At 72.1% G+C, this 20,080-nt stretch carries 11 protein-coding genes, 1 tRNA gene and 2 pseudogenes; 5 read left to right on the top strand and 9 right to left on the bottom strand.

The genetic code is table 11. From position 1 onward, the window contains the following. Positions 1-173: 173 nt before the first annotated feature. From QM809_RS16375 to QM809_RS16355, 5 genes and pseudogenes are all read right to left on the bottom strand, one after another. Positions 174-884 carry a sirohydrochlorin chelatase gene (locus QM809_RS16375; protein ID WP_415046765.1) on the bottom strand — a complete coding sequence of 237 codons (711 nt, stop codon included), beginning with the start codon at positions 882-884 and terminating at the stop codon, positions 174-176. Continuing rightward, positions 881-1,348 (bottom strand): nitrite reductase small subunit NirD, encoded by a 468-nt coding sequence (gene nirD / locus QM809_RS16370; protein WP_415046764.1) that lies wholly within the window; start codon positions 1,346-1,348, stop codon positions 881-883. Before nirD ends, QM809_RS16375 begins: the two co-directional genes overlap by 4 nt. A gap of 45 nt (positions 1,349-1,393) precedes the next feature. Beyond that, a complete protein-coding gene (gene nirB, locus QM809_RS16365) occupies positions 1,394-3,922 on the bottom strand; it encodes a nitrite reductase large subunit NirB (protein ID WP_415046763.1) in 2,529 nt (842 codons plus the stop codon). A gap of 160 nt (positions 3,923-4,082) precedes the next feature. Further along, a complete protein-coding gene (locus QM809_RS16360) occupies positions 4,083-5,834 on the bottom strand; it encodes an NTP transferase domain-containing protein (RefSeq protein WP_415046762.1) in 1,752 nt (583 codons plus the stop codon). Between the two features lie 60 nt (positions 5,835-5,894). Further along, a pseudogene (locus QM809_RS16355) lies at positions 5,895-10,107 on the bottom strand (molybdopterin-dependent oxidoreductase). Positions 10,108-10,268: 161 nt separating this feature from the next. Between QM809_RS16355 and QM809_RS16350 the strand changes: the two are divergent. The 3 genes from QM809_RS16350 (at position 10,269) to QM809_RS16340 (ending at position 13,587) form a co-directional block, all read left to right on the top strand. Continuing rightward, positions 10,269-11,099: a crotonase/enoyl-CoA hydratase family protein gene (locus tag QM809_RS16350; protein WP_415046761.1), complete on the top strand. Its 831-nt coding sequence runs from the start codon at positions 10,269-10,271 to the stop codon at positions 11,097-11,099. Between the two features lie 72 nt (positions 11,100-11,171). After that, positions 11,172-11,570 (top strand): ArsR/SmtB family transcription factor, encoded by a 399-nt coding sequence (locus tag QM809_RS16345; protein ID WP_415046760.1) that lies wholly within the window; start codon positions 11,172-11,174, stop codon positions 11,568-11,570. Then, positions 11,563-13,587: a heavy metal translocating P-type ATPase gene (locus tag QM809_RS16340; RefSeq protein ID WP_415046759.1), complete on the top strand. Its 2,025-nt coding sequence runs from the start codon at positions 11,563-11,565 to the stop codon at positions 13,585-13,587. Before QM809_RS16345 ends, QM809_RS16340 begins: the two co-directional genes overlap by 8 nt. 167 nt (positions 13,588-13,754) lie before the next feature. Here the strand turns inward: QM809_RS16340 and QM809_RS16335 are convergent. Continuing rightward, positions 13,755-13,828: transfer RNA gene (locus QM809_RS16335), tRNA-Arg, on the bottom strand. Positions 13,829-13,890: 62 nt separating this feature from the next. On the opposite strand from QM809_RS16335, the pseudogene QM809_RS16330 reads away from it, so the two are divergent. Both QM809_RS16330 and QM809_RS16325 read left to right on the top strand, forming a co-directional pair. Continuing rightward, a pseudogene (locus QM809_RS16330) lies at positions 13,891-15,982 on the top strand (cytochrome c oxidase assembly protein). A 152-nt stretch (positions 15,983-16,134) separates the two neighbouring features. Further along, positions 16,135-16,602: a single-stranded DNA-binding protein gene (locus QM809_RS16325; protein WP_415046758.1), complete on the top strand. Its 468-nt coding sequence runs from the start codon at positions 16,135-16,137 to the stop codon at positions 16,600-16,602. 73 nt (positions 16,603-16,675) lie between these two features. Here QM809_RS16325 and QM809_RS16320 read toward each other — a convergent pair whose 3' ends face one another. The 3 genes from QM809_RS16320 to QM809_RS16310 form a co-directional block, all read right to left on the bottom strand. Continuing rightward, on the bottom strand, positions 16,676-17,065 hold the full coding sequence (locus QM809_RS16320; protein WP_415046757.1) for a TIGR02611 family protein: 390 nt from the start codon (positions 17,063-17,065) through the stop codon (positions 16,676-16,678). Between the two features lie 216 nt (positions 17,066-17,281). Then, positions 17,282-18,175 (bottom strand): alpha/beta fold hydrolase, encoded by an 894-nt coding sequence (locus QM809_RS16315; RefSeq protein WP_415046756.1) that lies wholly within the window; start codon positions 18,173-18,175, stop codon positions 17,282-17,284. Between the two features lie 46 nt (positions 18,176-18,221). Continuing rightward, complete coding sequence (locus tag QM809_RS16310) at positions 18,222-19,922, bottom strand: PHA/PHB synthase family protein (protein WP_415046755.1); 1,701 nt, start codon at positions 19,920-19,922, stop codon at positions 18,222-18,224. Positions 19,923-20,080: the final 158 nt, after the last annotated feature.

Below are 20,080 nucleotides of genomic sequence, written 5' to 3'. Positions count from 1 at the left end.
GGCGGGATCCGTCGGGGCAATGTGCGGTGACGGTGCGGGCGGGCGGCGGCGCAGACGAGAAGGCGCCGGGTCACGAAGGGTTCCGTCTTCGTGACCCGGCGCCCGCGGCCCTCGACGGGGCCGGTCGCGGCAGCCGACGGCCCTGGCGGCTGCCGAGTTCCGAGGGGCGGTGCTCAGCAGGTGGTGCGGGTGGTCTCGGCCAGGATCTGCGCCGACAGCACGCGGCGGCAGGCCAGGCTCACCACGCGCGGGTGCAGGCCGAGAGGAGCGGCGACGACGTCGGCGCCCGAGGAGGCCAGCCGCCGCTGGAACAGGCCGTCGGCCAGCAGGTACGACGCCACCGCGACGCGGCGTCCGCTCCGCCGCGCCCGCTGGACCGCCTCGTCGACGTGCGGGTGCTCCGAGTTCGCCGGCGGCGCGGCGAAACCGATGGTCACCCTCGTGCCGAGCAGCGATTCGAGGCGGGTGGCGACCCGGCGGACGTCGGCGACGGCGGTCGGGTCCGACGATCCGGCCGCGGCCAGGACCACGGTGTCGGTGCGCCGCGATCCGGCCTCGCGCAGGCGACCGGCCAGGGCCTCGGCCAGTGCGGGCGACGGGCCGAGCGCCGGGGTGAGGATCGCCCCCGGATGGGCGGCCGCCGCCAGATGTTCGGGCAGGTCGGCGCGGACGTGGTAGCCGCGGGCGAGGAAGGCCGGGACGACGATCACCCGGTCGCGGTCGGGGAGTTCGGCGAGCACCTGGCTCGGGGTGGGGCCGAGGACGTCGACGAAGGCGACGCGCACCTGTTCGTCGAGCCGGCGGGACACGGCGGCGGCGAGGTCGCCGATCATCGTGACGCCGTGCGGGTTGCGGGTGCCGTGGGCGGCGAGCAGAACGGTCACGGCCAGTCCACCTTCACTCGTTCGGCCGGCGAGGGCAGGTCGGTGAGCGGGACCTCCGACCGCGTGGTCGGGGCCGGCGGCCGCACCCCGAACCGGACGTCGGGGGTGTTGGAGACGAAGACGGTGCCGTCCAGGCCGATCCGGGTGCCGTACACCGGGATCGAGATGCCGTCGGCATCCAGGCAGCGGCCGTCGATCAGGCTGAACGCCTGCTTCTTCAGCGGGGACTGCACCACCGGGAAGCCGCCGCGGTCGCCGACGATGCCGCGCGACATCACCGCGGCCCGGCCGATCGGGTCGATGTTGCCGACGGCCTTGAGCCGGTCGTCGGCCAGCCGGAACAGGGCCACCTGGGCGCCGTCGGGCAGCAGAACGGCCACCCCTCGAAGCCGTTCGAGCCGATCGACGTGGCAGGCCGCGGTCCAGTCGCGGGTCCAGCGGTGCAGGTCGAAGTTGAGAGTCATGTCGGGATTCCTTCCGGAACGATTCCTTCTGGGACGCGGGGCTCGTCAGCGCGGGGCGCGGGCCGGGAAACCGGGGTCGCCCAGCAGGACGGGGACCTTGCGGCCGTTGTTCTCGCCGAATGCGACGGTGGGGTCGGGGGACTCGGGGGCGTTGACGAACGAGACGAAGCGCGAGAGCTTCTCGGGGTCGTCGAGCACGCCCTTCCACTCGCACGAGTAGCCCTCGACGTGGCGGGCCATGGCGGCCTCGAAGTCCTCGGCGAGGCCGAGGGCGTCGTCGACGACGATCGCCTTCAGCCGGTCCAGGCCGCCGTCGAGGTCGTCGAGCCAGGGCGCGGTGCGCTGCAGGCGGTCGGCGGTGCGGATGTAGTACATGAGGAAGCGGTCGATGTACTTGACGAGCGTCGCCGAGTCGAGGTCGCTCGCCAGCAACTGCGCGTGCTTGGGCGTCATGCCGCCGTTGCCGCACACGTACAGGTTCCAGCCGGCGTCGGTGGCGATCACGCCGACGTCCTTGCCGCGGGCCTCGGCGCATTCGCGGGCGCAGCCGGAGACGCCCATCTTCAGCTTGTGCGGCGACCGCAGACCGCGGTAGCGCAGCTCCAGGTCGATGGCCATCTGCACCGAGTCCTGCTGGCCGTAGCGGCACCAGTCCGAGCCGACGCAGCTCTTCACGGTGCGCAGCGACTTGCCGTAGGCCTGGCCGGACTCCATGCCGCCGTCCACGAGGCGCTTCCAGATCAGCGGCAGCTGCTCCACGGTGGCGCCGAACATGTCGATCCGCTGGCCGCCGGTGATCTTGGTGTACAGACCGAAGTCGCGGGCGATCTCGCCGATGAGGATCAGGTGTTCGGGGGTGATGTCACCGCCGGGGACGCGCGGCACCACCGAGTAGGTGCCGTTGCGCTGGATGTTGGCCAGGAAGGCGTCGTTGGTGTCCTGCAGCGAGGCCTGTTCGCCGCCGAGGATGTGGTCGGAGCTCGTCGACGCCAGGATCGAGGCCACGGTCGGCTTGCAGATGTCGCAGCCGGTGCCGGTGCCGAAACGTTCGATGAGGCCGGAGAAGGTGCGGATCCCCGACGCCTGCACCAGCTCGAAGAGTTCGGCGCGGGACCGGTCGAAGTGCTCGCACAGCGCCTTGGACTGTTCGACGCCCTCCTCGCTGAGGAGTTTGGACAGCAGCGGCACGCACGAACCGCAGGCGGTGCCCGCGCCGGTGCACTTCTTGAGGTCGGCGACGGTGCACGACCCGTCGGCGATGGCCGAGCACAGGGTGCCCTTGGAGACGTCGTTGCAGGAGCAGATCTGCGCGTCGTCTCCCAGGGCGCCGAGGCCCAGCGCCTCGCCGCCCTCGGCGGCCGGGGAGATCAGTGCGACGGGGTCGCCGGGGATCGTGGAGCCGACCAGCGGGCGGAGCATGCCGTACGACGACGCATCGCCCACCAGCACGCCGCCGAGCAGGGTCTGCGCGTCGTCGGACAGGACCAGTTTGGAGTAGGTGCCGCCGACCGGGTCGCTGACCACCACGTTCAGCGATCCGGGGGTGGTGCCCAGGGCGTCGCCGAAGCTGGCGACGTCGACGCCCATGAGCTTGAGCTTGGTGCTCAGGTCGGCGCCGGGGAAGGTGGCGTCGCCGCCGAGGAGCCGGTCGGCCACCACCTCGGCGGTGGCGTAACCGGGTCCGACCAGGCCGTAGCAGACGCCGTCGACGGCGGCGACCTCGCCGATCGCGTAGACGTCGGGGGCGCTGGTGGCGCAGGTGACGTCGGTGAGGATGCCGCCGCGGGGAGCCAGGTCCAGGCCGGCCTCGCGGCCCAGTTCGTCGCGCGGCCGGACGCCGGCGGCGAAGATCAGCAGGCCCGCGTCCACCGCGGTGTCGTCGGCCAGGGTCACCGTCAGACCGCCCGCGGGCGCCGCCTCGATGCTCTTGGTGCCCGACGACAGGCTGATGTCGATGCCGAGCTCGCCGATCATCCGGGCCAGGTGCTCGCCGCCGCCCTCGTCGACCTGCTGCGGCATGAGGCGCGGATTGATCTCCACCACGTGCGGCCGCATGCCGAGCTGGCGCAGCGCGTTGGCCGCCTCCAGACCGAGCAGGCCGCCGCCGACCACGATGCCCACCGCGTCGGGATTCCGCTCCAGCGAGGCCTCGGCGTCGGCGCGGATCGCGTCCAGGTCGTCGAGCGTGCGGTAGACGTGGCAGCCGGCGACGTCGTGCCCGGGCACCGGCGGGACGAACGCGTACGAGCCGGTGGCCAGCACCAGGGCGTCGTAGGCGAGGGTCTCGCCGGCGTCGGTCGTCAGCCGGTGCGCGTCCGGGTCGATCGCGGTGACGCGGGTGCCCGGGCGCAGGTCCACCGCGGTGTCGCCGGGGAAGCGGTTGCCGGGCAGGGCCAGGCAGGAGCGGTCCCACGCGCCGACGTAACCGGACAGGCCGACGCGGTCGTAGGCGGCGTCGGCCTCCTCGCCGAGCACGATCACCTGCCAGGCGCCGTCGGTGTCACGGGTGCGCAGGGCTTCGATGAAGCGGTGGCCGACCATTCCGTGGCCGACGACGACGACGGTCTTGCTCATCGCGGGGTCCTTCCGTCAATACGGGTCCGCTCGCTCGCGTTCGCGGGGCCCGTGGGCTTGATGTACCCAAGGTAGGAAGGACGTATTTCACCGACGTTGCCCCGGAGATGGCCGCCGAGTCACATCCGCCGCACATTCGCGACGGAGGTGCTGTGAGAGTTCAGCGCAGGCGTTCGACGGGGTGCGTCGACTCGGCCGGGGGCACCAGTGCGAGGCCGCGGCAGCCGAGCATCGAGGCGAGATGTCCGGTGCCGAGGTGACCGGAGACCGGACGCGGCGGCATCGACCAGCGGCCGGTGCCGTCGGGTTCGGCCGGGACCACCCGCCATCGTCCGGGCAGGCGTGCGTCGTCGTCGTTCAGGGTGATCGTCTCGGGGGCGCGAGGGGTCCGAGCGAGGAGCGCCTCGAGCAGTGCCGGAAGCACGACGACGGTGCCCGCCACGGCCGCCAGCGGATTGCCGCCGAGACCGAGGACCGGTGTGCCGCCGGGGAGCCGGGCCAGCAGGAGGGAACCGCCCGGGCGCAGGTTCACCCCGTCCAGGATCACCTCGGCACCGGCTCCGGTGAGCGCGGCGCGGAGATGGTCGGCCACCCCGCGGCCGGTGGCGCCGATGATCACGACGAGATCGGCATCGGGGTCGGCGAGGGCCTCGGCGAAGACCTCGGGGCGGTCCGCGAGATGTCCGGCGGCCGCCGCGACGACGCCGGCCTCGGCGAGGATCCCGGCCACCGGTTCGGAGGCGGTGTCGCGGACGGAACCCCACGGGATCTCGGTCGGTGTGCCGCCTCCGGGGGCGTCGGGCACGATCTCGTCGCCGGAGGTGTGCAGCCGGGCGCGCACCGGGCCGCGGACGGTCAGATGCTCGACTCCGGCGGCGCGGGCCACGGAACGGACCGCGGCGTCGACCCCGGTGCCCGCCGCGGCCAGGACGGCTCCGGCCGGCCAGGCGCTGCCGGTGCGCCGGGTGTCGTCGCGGCCGGTCGAGGTCTCGGTGAGCACGGCGCCGTCCAGGACGGTCTCCTCGTGCCGGACGGTGCGCTCGGCACCGGGCGGGAGGGCCGCGCCGGTGGCGACGACGCTCGCCTGCCCGGGGTGCAGCGCGGGGGTGTCGGTGTGGCCCGCGGCCCGGGGCGCGTCGATCAGCCGCCACGGCCCGGGCCCGGACACCGCGTAACCGTCCATCGCGGAGGCGTCGAACGGCGGGAAGGGCGCTGCCGCGATCAGCGGCTCGGCCAGCACCGTCCCGGCGGCATCGGCGACCGGGACCACGTCCACCGGCAGCGGGGTCAGGCGGGAACGCACCCGGGCCCGGGCCGACTGCGGGTCGACGCTCCCGTGGCCTGCGGCGCGGGCGACGGCCCGGGCGAGGTCTTCGGGGGTGTCGACGTCGTCGACTCCGGGCAGCGGAAGGAAGCGCGTCTCGGCCGGGATCAGCGCGCGCATCGCGGTGTCCGTCGGCCCGCGGAGGGCCGGCTCCAGGGCCGAGCGGCGCCACGCACCGAGCAGATACTGCTTCCGTCCCTCGGCATCGACGGCGAAGACGGCCGGGACCCGCGATCGTTCGAGTTCGGTCAGCAGCGCGTCGATCTGCCACGCGGTGAGATCGGGCAGATCGCCGGCCAGCACGACGACGGGCCGGTCGTCGGTGACGGCCAGGGCCGCCAGACCGGCGGCGACCGCGGCGACCGGCCCGCTGTACGGGGGATCCTCGCGGGTCTGCACGATCCCGGACGCCAGCGGTCGTTCCGGTCCCACGACGACGATCCGCTCCGCCCCGGCGACGGCGTCGAGGGCGATGTCGATCAGCCGCCGGTCGCCGACCAGCGCGGCGGGTTTGTCGACGCCGGCGAGGCGGCGGGCGCGTCCTCCGGCGAGCACGACGGCGTCGAACGCTCGCCGACTCGAATTCATGCTGCGACCCTAACGTGCCGGGGTCCCGGCGACGGACCACCGCTGGCCGGTGCCGGTGCGTCAGTACACGTCACGGACGTACCGGCGCTCGGCGGCCAGCGCCGTCACATACGCATCGGCGGCGGACGGGGCCAGGCGGCCCTGTTCGGCGACCACGCGCCGGAGCGTGTCGTCGACGTCGCGGGCCATCCGGGCGGCATCGCCGCACACGTACACGTGGGCGCCGCGCTGCAGCCACGACCACAGTTCCGGGGCGCGGGCCAACATCAGATCCTGGACGTACACCTTCTCCTCCTGGTCACGGGAGAACGCCAGGTCCAGCTCGTTCAGGACGCCGTCGCGGTGGAACCGCTCCAGTTCGTCGCGATAGTAGAAGTCGGTGGCGCGGTGCTGTTCGCCGAAGAACAGCCAGTTCTCGCCGGACGCCCCGGCGCGGGCCCGATGGTGCAGGAAGCCGCGGAACGGGGCCACCCCGGTGCCCGGGCCGATCATCACCATGGGGGCGGCCGGATCCTCCGGCGGACCGAAGTGCTTGTTCTTCTGGACGAAGATCCGGGCGGGTGCGCCGACCTCCGAATCGGCCAGGTAGGTGGAGCAGACCCCCGCCCGGCGCAGCCCTTCGGGACCGTCGAACCGGACCGCAGAGACGGTCACCTCCACGCGGTCGGGCGTCGCGAGCGGGCTGGAGGAGATCGAGTACAGCCGCGGCTGGCAGTCTGCGCAGGACGCCGAGCCATTCGGCGGCCGGCGCGGCGACGGGGAACCGGCCGATCAGGTCGACGCTCTGGCGGCCCCAGGTCCAGTCGGCGAGCCGGGCCGGGTCGCCGATCAGGGCGGTGAGCTCGGGGTCGTCGTGCTGGGCGTTGAGGAAACGCAGCAGGTCGGCGGTGACCCGGGCGATCTCCAGGTGTTCGGTGAGCGCGGTGCGCAACGGTATCCGCTCGCCGCCGAGCTCGATCTCCTCGGTGCCGTCGAGCCGGGTGAGTCCGAGCCATTCGGACACCAGGGCGTCGCTGTTGCGCGGCCACACGCCGAGGGCGTCGCCGGTCTCGTACTCGAGCGTGCCCGCGGGGAGTGCGAAGGCGAAACGTCGCACCTCCTTCGCCGAGCCCTCGGCGGTGAGGAGCTCGTTGGCGATCAGGCGGGTGAGAAGGGGGTTCTTCTTGGAGTGGGGGGCGGACGGTCTCGACTCTTCTCGGGGGTCTCGACTCCGCTCGACCACCGAGGCAGGCCCGACCGCCGAGGAGGGCTCGACCGATGAAGACGTCTCGGCCGGTGACGGGGGAGACTGGTCGGCGAGGGGGCTCGACTCCGCTCGACCGTCGGAGGGGTCGGCGTCGAGCAGGCCGGTGACGGTCTCCAGCCAGGCGGCCGCGGTCTCCTCGTAGTCGGGTTCGCACGAGACGCGCGGGGTGAGGCGGCGGGCGCCGAGGGTCTCCAGCCGACCGTCGAGCTTCCGCGCGAAACCGCAGAAGTCCGCGTACGACGAATCGCCGAAACCGAGGACCGCGTAGTGCAGGTCGGCGACGTCCTGGGCGGTGGCCGCGGCGAGGGCGTCCCAGAGCGCGGCGCCGTCGTCCGGCGGGTCGCCGTCACCGGTCGTGGCGACGACGAACAGCACGGTGTCCCGCAGATCGTCGACGCCGATGCGGTCGGCCTCGGCGAGGACGACGGTCCGGCCGTCGCCGTCGAGCGCCTTCGCGCAGTCCTCCGCGAACTCCTCGGCGGTGCCGGTCTGCGACGCCCAGACCACCGTGACGCGGCGGGTCGGCGGCTCGTCCGGAGCGGCGTCGGGCGGGGTGTCGCCCGTCGCGGCGAGAGCCGGTCCCGCGGCTTCGCCCGCGGTCCGGGAGAAGAAGCCCGCGAGCAGACCCTCGGCCCAGTGGCGGGTCTCGACGCCGAGCGGGGCGGAGGCGGGGATGGTCGGGAGCTCGCCCGCGGGCGGATTGGCCCGGATCCCGTGCACCAGTCCGGTCAGGAAGGCGCGTTCGGCGACGGTCGGCTGCGGCACCTCGCCGATGGCGAAGGCGGCGGCGAGCGGGTCGGCGGACAGGGCGGGCACAGACGGTGCGGGCGCGGTCATCGACGGGGGTCCTTCCGGTTCGGGCAGCGGGGCCGGGGTCACCGACACCGCGCACAGTTTGAACTCCGGTTGCAGCGAATCGGGGTCGATCGCATCGTTGGTCACCGCGTTCACCGCCAGGCCGTCGCCGCCCCAGTGCATGGGGACGAAGCACAGGCCGGGTTGGATCGCGTCGGTCACGGTGGCCGGGACGCGGACGGAGCCGCGCCGCGAGGTGACGTCGACCGGGTCGCCGTCGGCGATGCCGAGGACCTGGGCGTCGTCGGGGTGGATCTCGGCGAAACTCCCCGGGTTGAGCTTGTTGAGCTTCTTGACCCGGCCGGTCTTGGTCATGGTGTGCCACTGGTGCGCGAGGCGGCCGGTGGTGAGCAGCAGCGGGAAGTCGTCGTCGGGGAGTTCGGCCGGCGGCAGGTACGGGCGGGCGAGGAAGCGGGCCCGGCGGCTGGGGGTGGGGAAGGCGAACTTCGGGGTCACGCCGTCCTCGCGGACGTGCAGGGTCTGGCTGACGCCGTCGTTGAGGTAGCGGATCGGGTTGCGCGGTCCCGATCCGGGCGGGGCCGGCCACTGGACCGGCCCCCGGGCCAGCCGGGCGTGGTCGACGCCGCGCAGGTCCCAGCCGGTCCGCGGATTGTGGAAGCGCCGGAGCTCGTCGAACACCGCGGCCGCGTCGGGGAAGTCGAAGCCCTCGCCGAAACCCATCGCCTTCGCGACCTCGCAGATCAGCCGCCAGTCCGGTCGGGCCTGGCCGGGGGCGGGCATCGCGGGGGTCGTCAGCGTCATGTTCCGCTCGGAGTCGATCATCACCCCGGCGGACTCGGTCCACAGCGTCGCCGGCAGCACCGAGTCGGCGTAGGCGGAGGTCTCCACGCCGTCGAACACGTCCTGGACCACCACGAACTCGGCCTGTTTCAGCCCGGCGACCACGGCATTGCGGTTGGCGACGGAGACGACGGGATTGGTGCAGATGATCCAGACGGCTTTGACGTTCCCGGCGGCCATCTCGGTGAACAGGTCGACGGTGCCGCCGCCGGGGGTGACCGGGAGGGTGCCCTCGGGCAGACCCCACAGCGCCTCGACGTCGGCGCGGTCCTTCGCGTCGAGGACCGCGCGCTGGCCGGGCAGCCCCGGACCCATGTAGCCCATCTCGCGGCCGCCCATCGCATTGGGCTGACCAGTGAGCGAGAACGGTCCGGCGCCGGTGCGGCAGATCGCGCCGGTGGCGAGATGGAGGTTGCAGAGCGCATTGGTGTGCCAGGTGCCGTGTGTCGACTGGTTCAGGCCCATCGTCCACAGGCTCACCCAGTCGCCGGCCTCGGCGATCCACGTCGCCGCGGTGCGCAGATCGGCCTCGGCGATCCCGGTGATCTCGGCGACCCGGTCGGCGGGGTAGTCGGCGAGCAGTTCGACCAGCGCGTCCCAGCCCTCGGTGTATTCGGCGATGAACTCCGGATCGATCGCGTCGGCGTCGTACAGCAGGCGCAGCAGGCCGTTGAGCAGGGCCATGTCGGTGCCGGGGCGGACCGGCAGGAACAGGTCGGCCTTGGCTGCGGTCGCGGTCCTGCGCGGGTCGACGACGATCAGCTTGGCGCCCGCCTTGACCCGGTCCATCATCCGCAGGTGCAGGATCGGGTGGCAGTCGGCGGTGTTCGCGCCGATCACGAAGAACAGGTTCGTGTGGTCGAGGTCGTCGTAGCTGCCGGGCGGTCCGTCGGCGCCGAGCGACTGCTTGTAACCGGTGCCCGCGCTGGCCATGCACAGCCGCGAGTTCGACTCGATCAGCGAGGTCCGCAGGCAGCCCTTGGCGAGCTTGTTCGAGAGGTACTGCGCCTCGATCGACATCTGCCCGGACACGTAGAGGGCGATGGATCCGGGGCCGTGCTCGTCGTGGATCGCCTTCAGCCGGGCGCCGATGCGGGCGATCTCGTCGTCGACGTCGACCGGTTCCAGTGCGCCGTCCCGGTCGGTCCGCCGGTACGCGGTGGTCAGCCGGCCCGGCGCGGTGAGCATCTCGTGCGTGGTGTTGCCCTTGGTGCACAGGCGTCCGCGGTTGGCCGGGTGCGTGGCGGTGCCGCGGGAGGCCTTCGGGCGGCCCGCGTCGAGTTGCAGGGTCAGTCCGCAGCCGACGCCGCAGTAGCCGCACACGGTGTCGACGGTGGTCGTCCCCGTTCCGGTGGCCGTCGCGCTCGTCATGCGTTCCAGGCTGGCGCGACGGTGTTTCGCCGCGGGGCCGTCCGCCGTTACCCGAGGATCAACTCGCGCTCACATTCGGAGGTCCGCCGGTGTGCGGGGAACGGCCGTGTCGGACCGCGATGTGACGGGTGGCACAATCGGGGCCCATGAGGGATGACGTGATGAGCACGGAACAGCAGAGCGGGAACGATGCGGCGGGGCCGCTCCTCGTCGAACGGGACGGCGACGTCGTCACCTGGACGTTGAATCAGCCGGCGACGCTCAACGCGATCTCCGACGACGAGGTGATCGACGCGATCGTCGACGCGGTGGCCGAGGTGAACCGAGACCAGAGCGTGCGCGCGGTGATCCTGACCGGCGCGGGCCGGGCGTTCTCGGCGGGCGGCAACGTGAAGGACATGGCGTCGAGGTCCGGACTGTTCGGCGGTGCCGCGCACACGCAGCGGGTCGGCTACCGCGAGGGCATCCAGCGGATCCCGCGCGCGATGTACACCCTGGAGGTGCCGGTGATCGCGGCGGTCAACGGTCCGGCGGTCGGCGCCGGATGCGATGTGGCGATGATGTGCGACCTGCGGATAGCCTCGACCGCCGCGTTCTTCGCTGAGAGCTTCGTGAAGGTCGGACTGATCCCGGGTGACGGCGGGGCCTGGTTCCTGCCGCGCGTGATCGGCCCGGCGCGCGCCGCGGAGATGGCCCTGACCGGCGACCGGGTGGACGCCGCCACCGCGCTGGAGTGGGGGATGGTCTCGCGGGTCGTCGAACCCGAGGAGCTCCTGACCGAGGCGCGGGCCCTGGCCGACCGGATCGCGGTGAATCCGCCGATCGCGGTGCGGATGACCAAGAAGCTGCTGCGCGAGTCGTCGCGCCAGAGCCTGGACCAGCTGCTGGAGCTCTCGGCGGCCATGCAGGGCATCGCGCACCACACCGAGGACCATCACGAGGCCGTGGCGGCGCTCCTGGAGAAGCGGCCGGGCGAGTACCGGGGCCGCTGAGTCCGCTCCGATCCGGGCTCGCTACGACGGAGCCTCGACAGACTTCATATCAACACACGTTAATATGTTGATATGACTGATGAGCGCCTCGACGTCTGCGACCTGCTCTGCCTCGACCTGCCGCACGCCGAACGGATCCGTCGCGACCTGCCCGATCCGGCCGACCTGGAACGACGATCCGCCCAGGCCAAAGCGCTCGCCGACCCCACGCGACTCCGCATCGCCGCGGCGCTGCACACCGGAGGAGAACTCTGCGTGTGCGACATCGCCTGGGTCTGCGGCAGCGCCCAGAACCTGGTCTCCCACCACCTGCGGCAGCTGAAGTCGGCCGAACTCGTCTCGTCGCGGCGCGACGGCCGCCTAGTGATGTACTCGCTCACCGCGCGGGGACGCGGGCTCGTCGCCGCCCTGCTGACCGACTCCCACCCGACCGACTCCCGCCGGGACGAAGGGCAGGTGTGCGATGTCTGACGTCTGCTGCGGCACGACGCCGCAGACACCCGCCGCACCGGAACCCGCCGGACAGCCCGCGGCGGGTGAGCGGATCCGGCAGGTGCGCGAACTCCGGTACGCGGCGGTCGCCGCCGCGGCGCTGGCGGCCGGATGGTCGCTGGACCGCGCCGGGATGCCTGCCGCCGGGGTCGGTCTGGAACTGGCCGCCGCGGCGGTGGCCGCGCTCTCGTTCGTGCCCGAGGCCGTGCGGGCGCTGGCCCGCGGGAGGATCGGCGTCGGGACGCTGATGACGATCGCGGCGATCGGCGCGGTGGCGCTCGGCCGGTACGGCGAGGCCGCCATGCTCGGAATCCTGTTCTCGATCGCCGAGGGCCTGGAGCACTACGCGGTGTCGCGGACCCGGCGCGGTCTGCGGGCGCTGCTCGCGCTGGTCCCGCCGGTCGTCTCGGTGCTCCGCGACGGCCGCGAGACGCAGGCGGCCCCCGACGAGCTGGCGCCCGGCGACCTGATGGTGCTGCGGCCCGGCGAGCGCGCCGCCACCGACGGGGTGATCCGGCGCGGCCGGACCAGCCTCGACGTCTCCGCGCTGACCGGCGAGTCGGTCCCGATCGAAGCCGGACCCGACGACGACGTCCAGGCCGGCGCCGTCAACGGCGGCGGCGCGATCGAGGTGACGGTCACGGCGCGGGCCGCGGACTCCTCGCTCGCCCGGATCGTGCACATCGTGGAGGAGGCGCAGGAACGGAAGGGGAGCGCACAGCGGCTCGCCGACCGGGTGGCCCGGCCGCTGGTGCCGACGATCATGCTCCTCGCGGCGGCCGTGGCGGCGCTCGGCGCGCTGTTCGGCGATCCGCGGGTGTGGATCGAGCGGGCGCTGGTGGTGCTGGTGGCGGCCTCGCCCTGCGCGCTGGCGATCGCGGTGCCGTTGACCGTGGTCGCGGCGGTCGGCGCGGCCTCGCGGCGCGGCGCCCTGGTGAAGGGCGGTGCCGCACTGGAACGACTCGGCGCGGTCCGGGTGCTCGCACTGGACAAGACCGGGACCCTGACCCGCAACGCCCCCGAGGTGATCGAGACCCTGACCGTCGACGGTGCCACTCCTGTCGAGGTGCTGGCGGCGGCTGCGGCCCTGGAGGCGCGCAGCGAGCACCCGCTGGCCCGGGCGATCCTCGCCGCGGTGCCCGGAGCCGAGTCCGGCGGGGCGTCGGTGGCCGACGAGGTGACCGCGGTCCCGGGACACGGCCTGCGCGGCAGACTCGACGCCGTCGAACTGAGGCTGGGGCGGCCCGGATGGATCGACGGCGGCCCGCTCGCCGACGACGTCGCCCGGCTGCAGGAACAGGGCGCCACCGTGGTCCTCGTCGAACGCGCCGGAGCACTGATCGGGGCGATCGCGGTGCGCGACGAACTGCGCCCGGAGGCACCCGAGGTGATCGCGCGACTCGACGCCCTCGGCATCACCACGGCCATGCTCACCGGAGACAATCCGCGGACCGCCGCCGCACTCGCCGCCCGGGCCGGGATCGGCGACGTGCACGCCGAACTGCGGCCCGAGGACAAGGCGGAGGTCCTCGTCCGGGTCGCGGCCGGGCGCCCGTGCGCGATGGTCGGCGACGGCGTGAACGACGCTCCCGCGCTCGCCACCGCCGACGTCGGGATCGCGATGGGCGCGATGGGCGCCGACGTGGCGATCGAGACCGCCGACGTCGCGCTGATGGGCGAGGACCTGCGGCACCTCCCTCAGGTGGTGTCGCTGGCCCGGCGGGCACGCGGGATCATGGTGGCGAACATCGTGCTGGCGCTGGCGATCGTCGTCGTGCTGGTGCCGCTCGCGGCGACCGGGGTGCTCGGTCTGGCCACGGTGGTGCTGATCCACGAGTCCGCCGAGGTACTGGTGATCCTGAACGCGATCCGCGCGGCGCGGGTGAAGGACGACGAGAATCTGGCAGCGGCGGTGCGGGTGGAGGAGGCGAAACCGCACACCGTCGCGGTGCCCCTGCTGCACACCCCCGACGATCCCTGCTGCTCGGGAAAGTAGGTCGCGGAGACGTCCGGCCGGATCCGACGACGGCGCCGCCTCGGACCTGCGGTCAGGATGTACACGAATCCGGGGGTCCCGCCGACAGATAGCCTTCCGCACCCCCGTTTTCGTGTACATCCCTGCCTGTGCCGACGACGTCGGCGCAGGCAGGGATGTCGCACCGGTGCCCCCGGCAGGACTCGAACCTGCGACCTCGGGATTAGAAGGCCCTTGCTCTATCCACCTGAGCTACGGAGGCGTGGGTCACCACGGGATGTAGCCGACCGCGAGGGCGAGTATATCCCTACCTACAGTGGAAGCATGAGTACGACGACCCCGCGCGCGGTGGCCGAGGCCGATCGCGACAGCCTGCGGGACCCGTCGAAGCCCCGGCGCGCCCTCCTCTCGGTGATGATGCTGACCGGTGCGGTCGCCGCGGTGATCGTGACCGGGATCGGGGCGGCGACGGCGCTGACACTGACCGGACTGCCCGACCCCGGCTGGGTGGCGACCTACGGACTGCCGGTGCTGACCGTCGTCGGGCAGCTGTTCGCGGCGCTCGGTTTCGGCGGCGCGATCTTCGCGGCGTTCTTCGTTCCGCCGCAGGAGAGCGGGGAGCTCGACGTCGGCGGTTACCGGGCGCTGCGCTGGTCGGCGGCGGCCCTCGCCTGCTGGGGCGTCGCCTCGCTCGTATCGATCCCGTTCTCGATGGCCGTCTTCTCCGGATGGGGAGTGGGGACCGCCGTCGAACGCTGCGTGGATTCGGTGACGACGAGTCAGCTCCTCGGCATCTGCGGGATCAACCCGCAGTCGTGGTATCTGCTCTGGTCGGCGATCTTCGCATTCGTGGCCGCGGTGATCGCGCGGCTCGCGCTGCGGTGGGGCTGGACGATCGTCGTGATCGGATTCGGTTTCCTCTCGCTGATGCCGCCCGCGCTGGCCGGACACTCCTCGGCCGGCGGCGACCACGACCTGGGCACCAACAGCCTGATCCTGCACATCGTGGCCGCCGCGGTGTGGACCGGCGGTCTGGTGGCGGTGCTCGCGTACGCGTTCGGCGACGGCCGCTGGCGGACCCTGGCGCTGCGCCGGTATTCGCGCGTCGCGTTCTGGTGCCTGGTCGTCGTCGGAGTCAGCGGCGTGGTGAACGCCCTCGTCCGGGTGAGCCTCACCGACCTGTTCACCAGCACGTACGGGATCGTCGTGCTCGCCAAGCTCGTGACGCTGCTGGTCGCCGGGCTGCTGGGGCTGCTGCATCGTCGTCGTACACTGGCCGAACTCGAGGCCTCCGACGACCCGAAGAAGTCGCTGTTCGTGCGGTTCGCGGCCGTGGAGACGGTGGTCTTCGCACTCGCCTTCGGTCTGGCGGCCGGACTCTCCCGCACCCCGCCGCCGGTGTTGGCGACCGCGAACGTCGAGCATCACCGAGGAGAAGATCGGCTACCGGCTCGACGACCCGCCGTCGTTCGCGCGGCTCGCCCTCGACTGGCGGTTCGACCTGATCTTCGGCACCCTCGCGCTCGTCGCGGCCGTCGTCTACCTCCTGGGCGTCCGGCGGCTGCGCAAGCGCGGCGACGCCTGGCCGGTGGGGCGGACGATCGCCTGGCTGCTGGGCTGCGCGGCGCTGCTGATCGCGACGTCGTCGGGCCTGGGCAAGTACTCGCCCGCGGTGTTCAGCGTGCACATGATGAGCCACATGATCCTGTCCATGATGGTGCCGGTGCTGCTGGTGCTCGGCGCGCCGGTGACGCTCGCGCTCCGGGCGATCCCGCCCGCCGGCCGCGGACGGCCGCCGGGGCCGCGCGAATGGATCCTGACCGGGATCCACAGCAGGTACTCGCTGATCGTCACGCACCCGATCGTCGCCGTCACCATGTTCGTCGGCAGCTTCTACGTGCTGTACCTGGGCGGGCTGTTCGAGGCGATCGTCTCCCACCACTCGGCGCACCTCGCGATGAACCTGCACTTCCTGATCACCGGGTATCTCTTCTACTGGCTGGTGATCGGCATCGATCCGGCGCCGCGTCAGGTGTCCCCGGTGGCCAAACTGGGCATCGTGTGGGGTTCGCTCCCGTTCCACGCGTTCTTCGGCGTCGCGCTGATGATGACCACCGCGGTGATCGCCGGGGACTGGTACGGCTCGCTCGCCCTGCCGTGGCCCGATCACGACCTCGCCGCCGATCAGCGGGTCGGCGGCGGCATCGCCTGGGCCACCGGCGAGTTCCCGCTCATGGTGGTGATGATCGCGCTGCTGGTGCAGTGGCAGCGGTCCGACGAACGCCAGGCCCGACGCTTCGACCGGAAGGCCGACCGCGACGAGGACGCCGAACTGGAGAGCTACAACGCCATGCTCGCGCAGATGCGGACGGACCGGCAGTCCGAGCAGTCCGAGCAGTCCGACGACGCTCGCTGACCACTCACATTCCGTCGCTCGGCGCAAGACCCCGCGGCGGATCTGTGGACGGCGCGCGTCGTCCACAGGCTCGCCGGATCGGCGGTTCCCCTCCGTCCCGGCATCGGCGACGCTCGGTGGACGTAGTTCACGAACGAGTGGGGGAACAGACGATGCACGAGGTCTACACGACGATCACCGGGCGAGTGGTGAGCGATCCGCGGCCGGCCCTGACGAACGGGCACGGGGAGGTGCTCTCGTTCCGGGTCGGCTGCTTCGCACGACGACGCGACCAGCACTCCGGCGAGTGGGTGGACGGTCAGGTGCTCTACCTGGACGTCACCTGCTGGCGGCGGGTCGCGGAGTCGGCGGCGGGGGTGATCCGGCGCGGATCGATGATCATCGCGCACGGGCAGCTGCACACCAGCGAGTACACCGGGAACGACGGCGTGGGGCGCCAGAAACTGGAGTTGACCGCGACCGCCATCGGGCTGGATCTGGCGCGCAGGCAGCCGGCCGCACCCGGTTCGCCGGGCGACCCGTCCACGGCGGAGGAAGCCGTTCCGCTCGCCGAGGAGCCGGCCTGCGGGGAACCGCCGCCCGACGCCGCCTCGCACCGCGCGGAGAACGCCTTCGCCTGAGTGCGGCCGCAGACGCGAAACGAGGCCACGAGGTGATCCTCGTGGCCTCGCTTCCGGCAGTACCGGCGACGCGTCAGGCGGGAGCCGGCAACGGAGAGATCCGGAGGTACGCGGTGCGTGCGTACGGCACCATGGTGTGACGGTGGTACGCGTGGTTGTGTCGGAGGAACCCGCGGACCGCGGTGGTCAGGCGGGCGCTGAGGACGGCGGCGTCGTGCAGCCGGCGGCGCAGGAACGCGGTGACCCGATGCGCCCAGGTGAACTCGGTGGAGAGCACGGCCAGACCGAGGAACAGGGTGACCCAGCCCGGCCCCGGGACGGGCAGGGGGATCATGACCATGCCGGCCAGCATCATGACCGTGCCGACGATGCCGACAGCGAATCGGTAGGCCTGGTTGAGAACCGGGTTCTGCCGGATCGCATAGCGATTCCGCCGGTGCCAGATCTTGATTCGCAGGCGCATGTACGGCCCTCCAGATGGTCGTCGTGCGCGGTGGCGTCTCCGCCGCGCTAGCATCGAATGTACGACGATGCACCTGACCATACGGTGAGAATCGGGTCGTCCGGCGAGAACCACGGGCAAGTCGGGACCAACGACCCTGTGCCGATCGGTCGTAGGGCCCGACTTCGCGGGGTCCGGCGCGGCCTCGGCTGACGGTGATCTCAGCCGACGGTGATCTCAGTCGGTGGTGGGATGCAGACGGACGCCGTCGGTGAAACGCCGTCCGCGGCGCGGCAGGCGCGGCGGGCCGAGGAAGTCGTCGATCACCGGGGCGAACGTCGGGGCGTCGAGCACCAGGTCGATGTGGCCGCCGCCGTGCTCGTGCAGCACCGCGCGCGGCAGCCCCTTGCACAGGATCCGACCGTTGATCCGCGGCACGATCGGATCGTCGGTCCCGGAGATCACGAGGGTGCGCTGGCGGATGACCGGCAGCCAGGGCAACGACGTCCACGTGCCGCCGGCCATCAGCTGGTGGGCGTAGCCGATCTTCGATCCGGCGTGGAGTTGCTTCACGAACAGCTCGCCGACGTCGTCGCTGTGCTCGCGGACCTTGCCGCCGTAGAGGTCGGCGGCGATCGACGCGGCGTACGCGGGATCGCTGAACCGGCGCGGAGTGAGCATCTTGCTCAGCACCTGCGGCTTGCCCGGGAACATCGCGATGCCGGTGCCGGTCGCGACCAGGATCATGCGTCGGCACCGCCGCGGGTTCTGGAAGGCGAACTGCTGGGCCAGTGCGCCGCCCCAGGAGAGGCCGAGCACGTCGACGACGCCGACGCCGAGCTTGTCCAGCGCCTTGCCGAGGACCCAGGCCAGATACGGGAGGCCGTAGGGGAGCGGCGAGGCGGGCGACTCGCCGGTGCCGGGGACGTCGAACCGGATCACCGGGCGGTCCGGGTGCAGAGCTTCGACCAGGGGGTCGAGCACTTCGAGGCTGGCGCCGATCCCGTTGCACAGCACCAGCGGGATGCCGACGCCTTGGCGGTGGCGGACCCGGATCCGCTGCCAGCCGACGGCCAGGAAGAGATCGGGCTGGGCGGGCGGGCTCGTCGGCTCGGTCACGGGGGTGGTCATCGTCGTCTCTCCTTGGTTCGCGGCGGCGGTGTCGTCGTGCGGGCGGTCAGCTTTCGAGGACATAGGTGCCGGGAGCGGGCGCGACGGGCGTGAAACCGGGCGCGCCGAGGTTCTCGGGCGCCTCCCGGAGGCCGTCGCCGTGATCGCTGAGCCACTGAGCGTGCGCGGTCCACCACGATCCGCTCTCGGGCTCGATGTCCTGGCGCCACTGCTCGGCCGACAGCTCCCGGGAGACCGGGCCGATCCGGTACGAGGACTTCTTGTTGCCGGGCGGGTTGACCAGCGCCGCGATGTGGCCCGCGGTCGACAGCACGTAGGTGGCGTCGTCGCCGCCCAGCAGCGCGGCGCTGCGGTAGGTGGACTGCCACGGGCAGATGTGGTCGTTGATCCCGCCGACCACGTACGACGGGCAGGTGATCTTCGACAGATCGATCGGAGTGCCCAGCAGCGTGGCCTCGCCGGGGGTGACCAGCAGATTGTCCAGACCCAGGCGCACCATGTCCCGATGCAGCGCCGCGGTCATGTTGGTGCTGTCGGCGTTCCAGAACAGGACGTCGAAGGCGGCGGGGGTGCGGCCCTGGATGTAGTTGTTCACCACGTAGCGCCACACCAGATCCGTGGGCCGCAGCCACGCGAACATCTCCGACAGCGCGGCGCCCTCCAGGTAGCCCTTCGCCGCCGAGGACTTGATGGCCGACTCCGCCGCCTCGCGGTCGACCAGGGCCGAGGCGACGCCGGCCTGCGACTGGTCGAGCACCGTCACGAGCAGGGTCAGGGTCGAGACCAGGTCGCCCCGACCGGTGCTGGAGAGCAGGGCGGTGACCATCGCCGCGAGGATCCCGCCCGAGCACGCGGCCATGATGTGAGTGCTGGGGGCGCCGCTGATCTCGCGGACCGCCGCGAGCACCTCGATGATCGCCTCCGCGTAGGCGTCCATGCCCCACTCGCGGTGGCGGGCCTTGGGGTTGCGCCACGAGATCATGAAGACCTGATGGCCCCGGCTCAGCAGATGCTCCACCATGCTGCGGCCGGGGGCGATGTCGAGCACGTAGTACTTGTTGATCACCGGCGGCACGACGACCAGCGGCGTGGTCGACACCTGCTCGGTGGTGGGCCGGTACTGGATCACTTCGAGCATGCGCGTCCGGAAGACGACGGCGCCGGGCGTCGCGGCGGTGGTCTCGCCGACGTGGAAGGCGTCCGGGTCGACCATCGACGGCACGCGCGGCTTGGTGGACATGTCCCGGGCGAACGCGCGCAGACCCCGGTACACCGACAGGCCGCCGGTGTCGATGATCGCCTTCCAGCCGAGCGGGTTCAGCAGGACGTTGTTGGTCGGAGACAGCCCCTCGAGGATGTTGTCGAGTGCGAAACGCAGTTGCTCGGCGTCCCGCCACGAGAGGTCGGCGCTCTCGTACAGCGTCTCGGCGGCATCGCAGGCGGCGAGGTACGACTGCTCGACCCGCTTGAGCAGCGGGTTCCCGGACCAGGCCGGGTCGCGGAAGCGCTGATCGCCCCGTGCGGGGGCACGTTCGCTCCGGCCGATCGCGATCTCGCCGATCTCCTTCACCAGGCCGACGCCGGCGCCGACGACGGTTCCGGGCTTCTTGGCGAGCTCGGTGCCGAAGCGCAGCCACGCCGAGTTCGGCGCCATCCGTTTCGCGAACGACTTGGTCGAGTTGACCAGGAGGAGGTCCAGCGGGGCGGCGTGCTCGTCGGCGATCTGCGCGGCCTGATTCGTGGTCACGGGGCCTCCGTTCAAGAGGGGAAGGTGGTGCGGGGTCGTACCTCCATCATGGCTCAGATCACTCCCCGAATATGCTGTGTTCGGCACATCAATGACGGCCGTCGAGTGTGCACACGCACATCGCTCCTGTGGTGGCCGACTGCGGATCGGCCGCCGGG

This window comes from Gordonia sp. (in: high G+C Gram-positive bacteria) (assembly GCF_047600385.1).
Taxonomy (GTDB): Bacteria; Actinomycetota; Actinomycetes; order Mycobacteriales; family Mycobacteriaceae; genus Gordonia.
The sequence above is the reverse complement of the archived record's forward strand: the minus strand, read 5'-3'. Positions and strand labels throughout refer to the sequence as shown.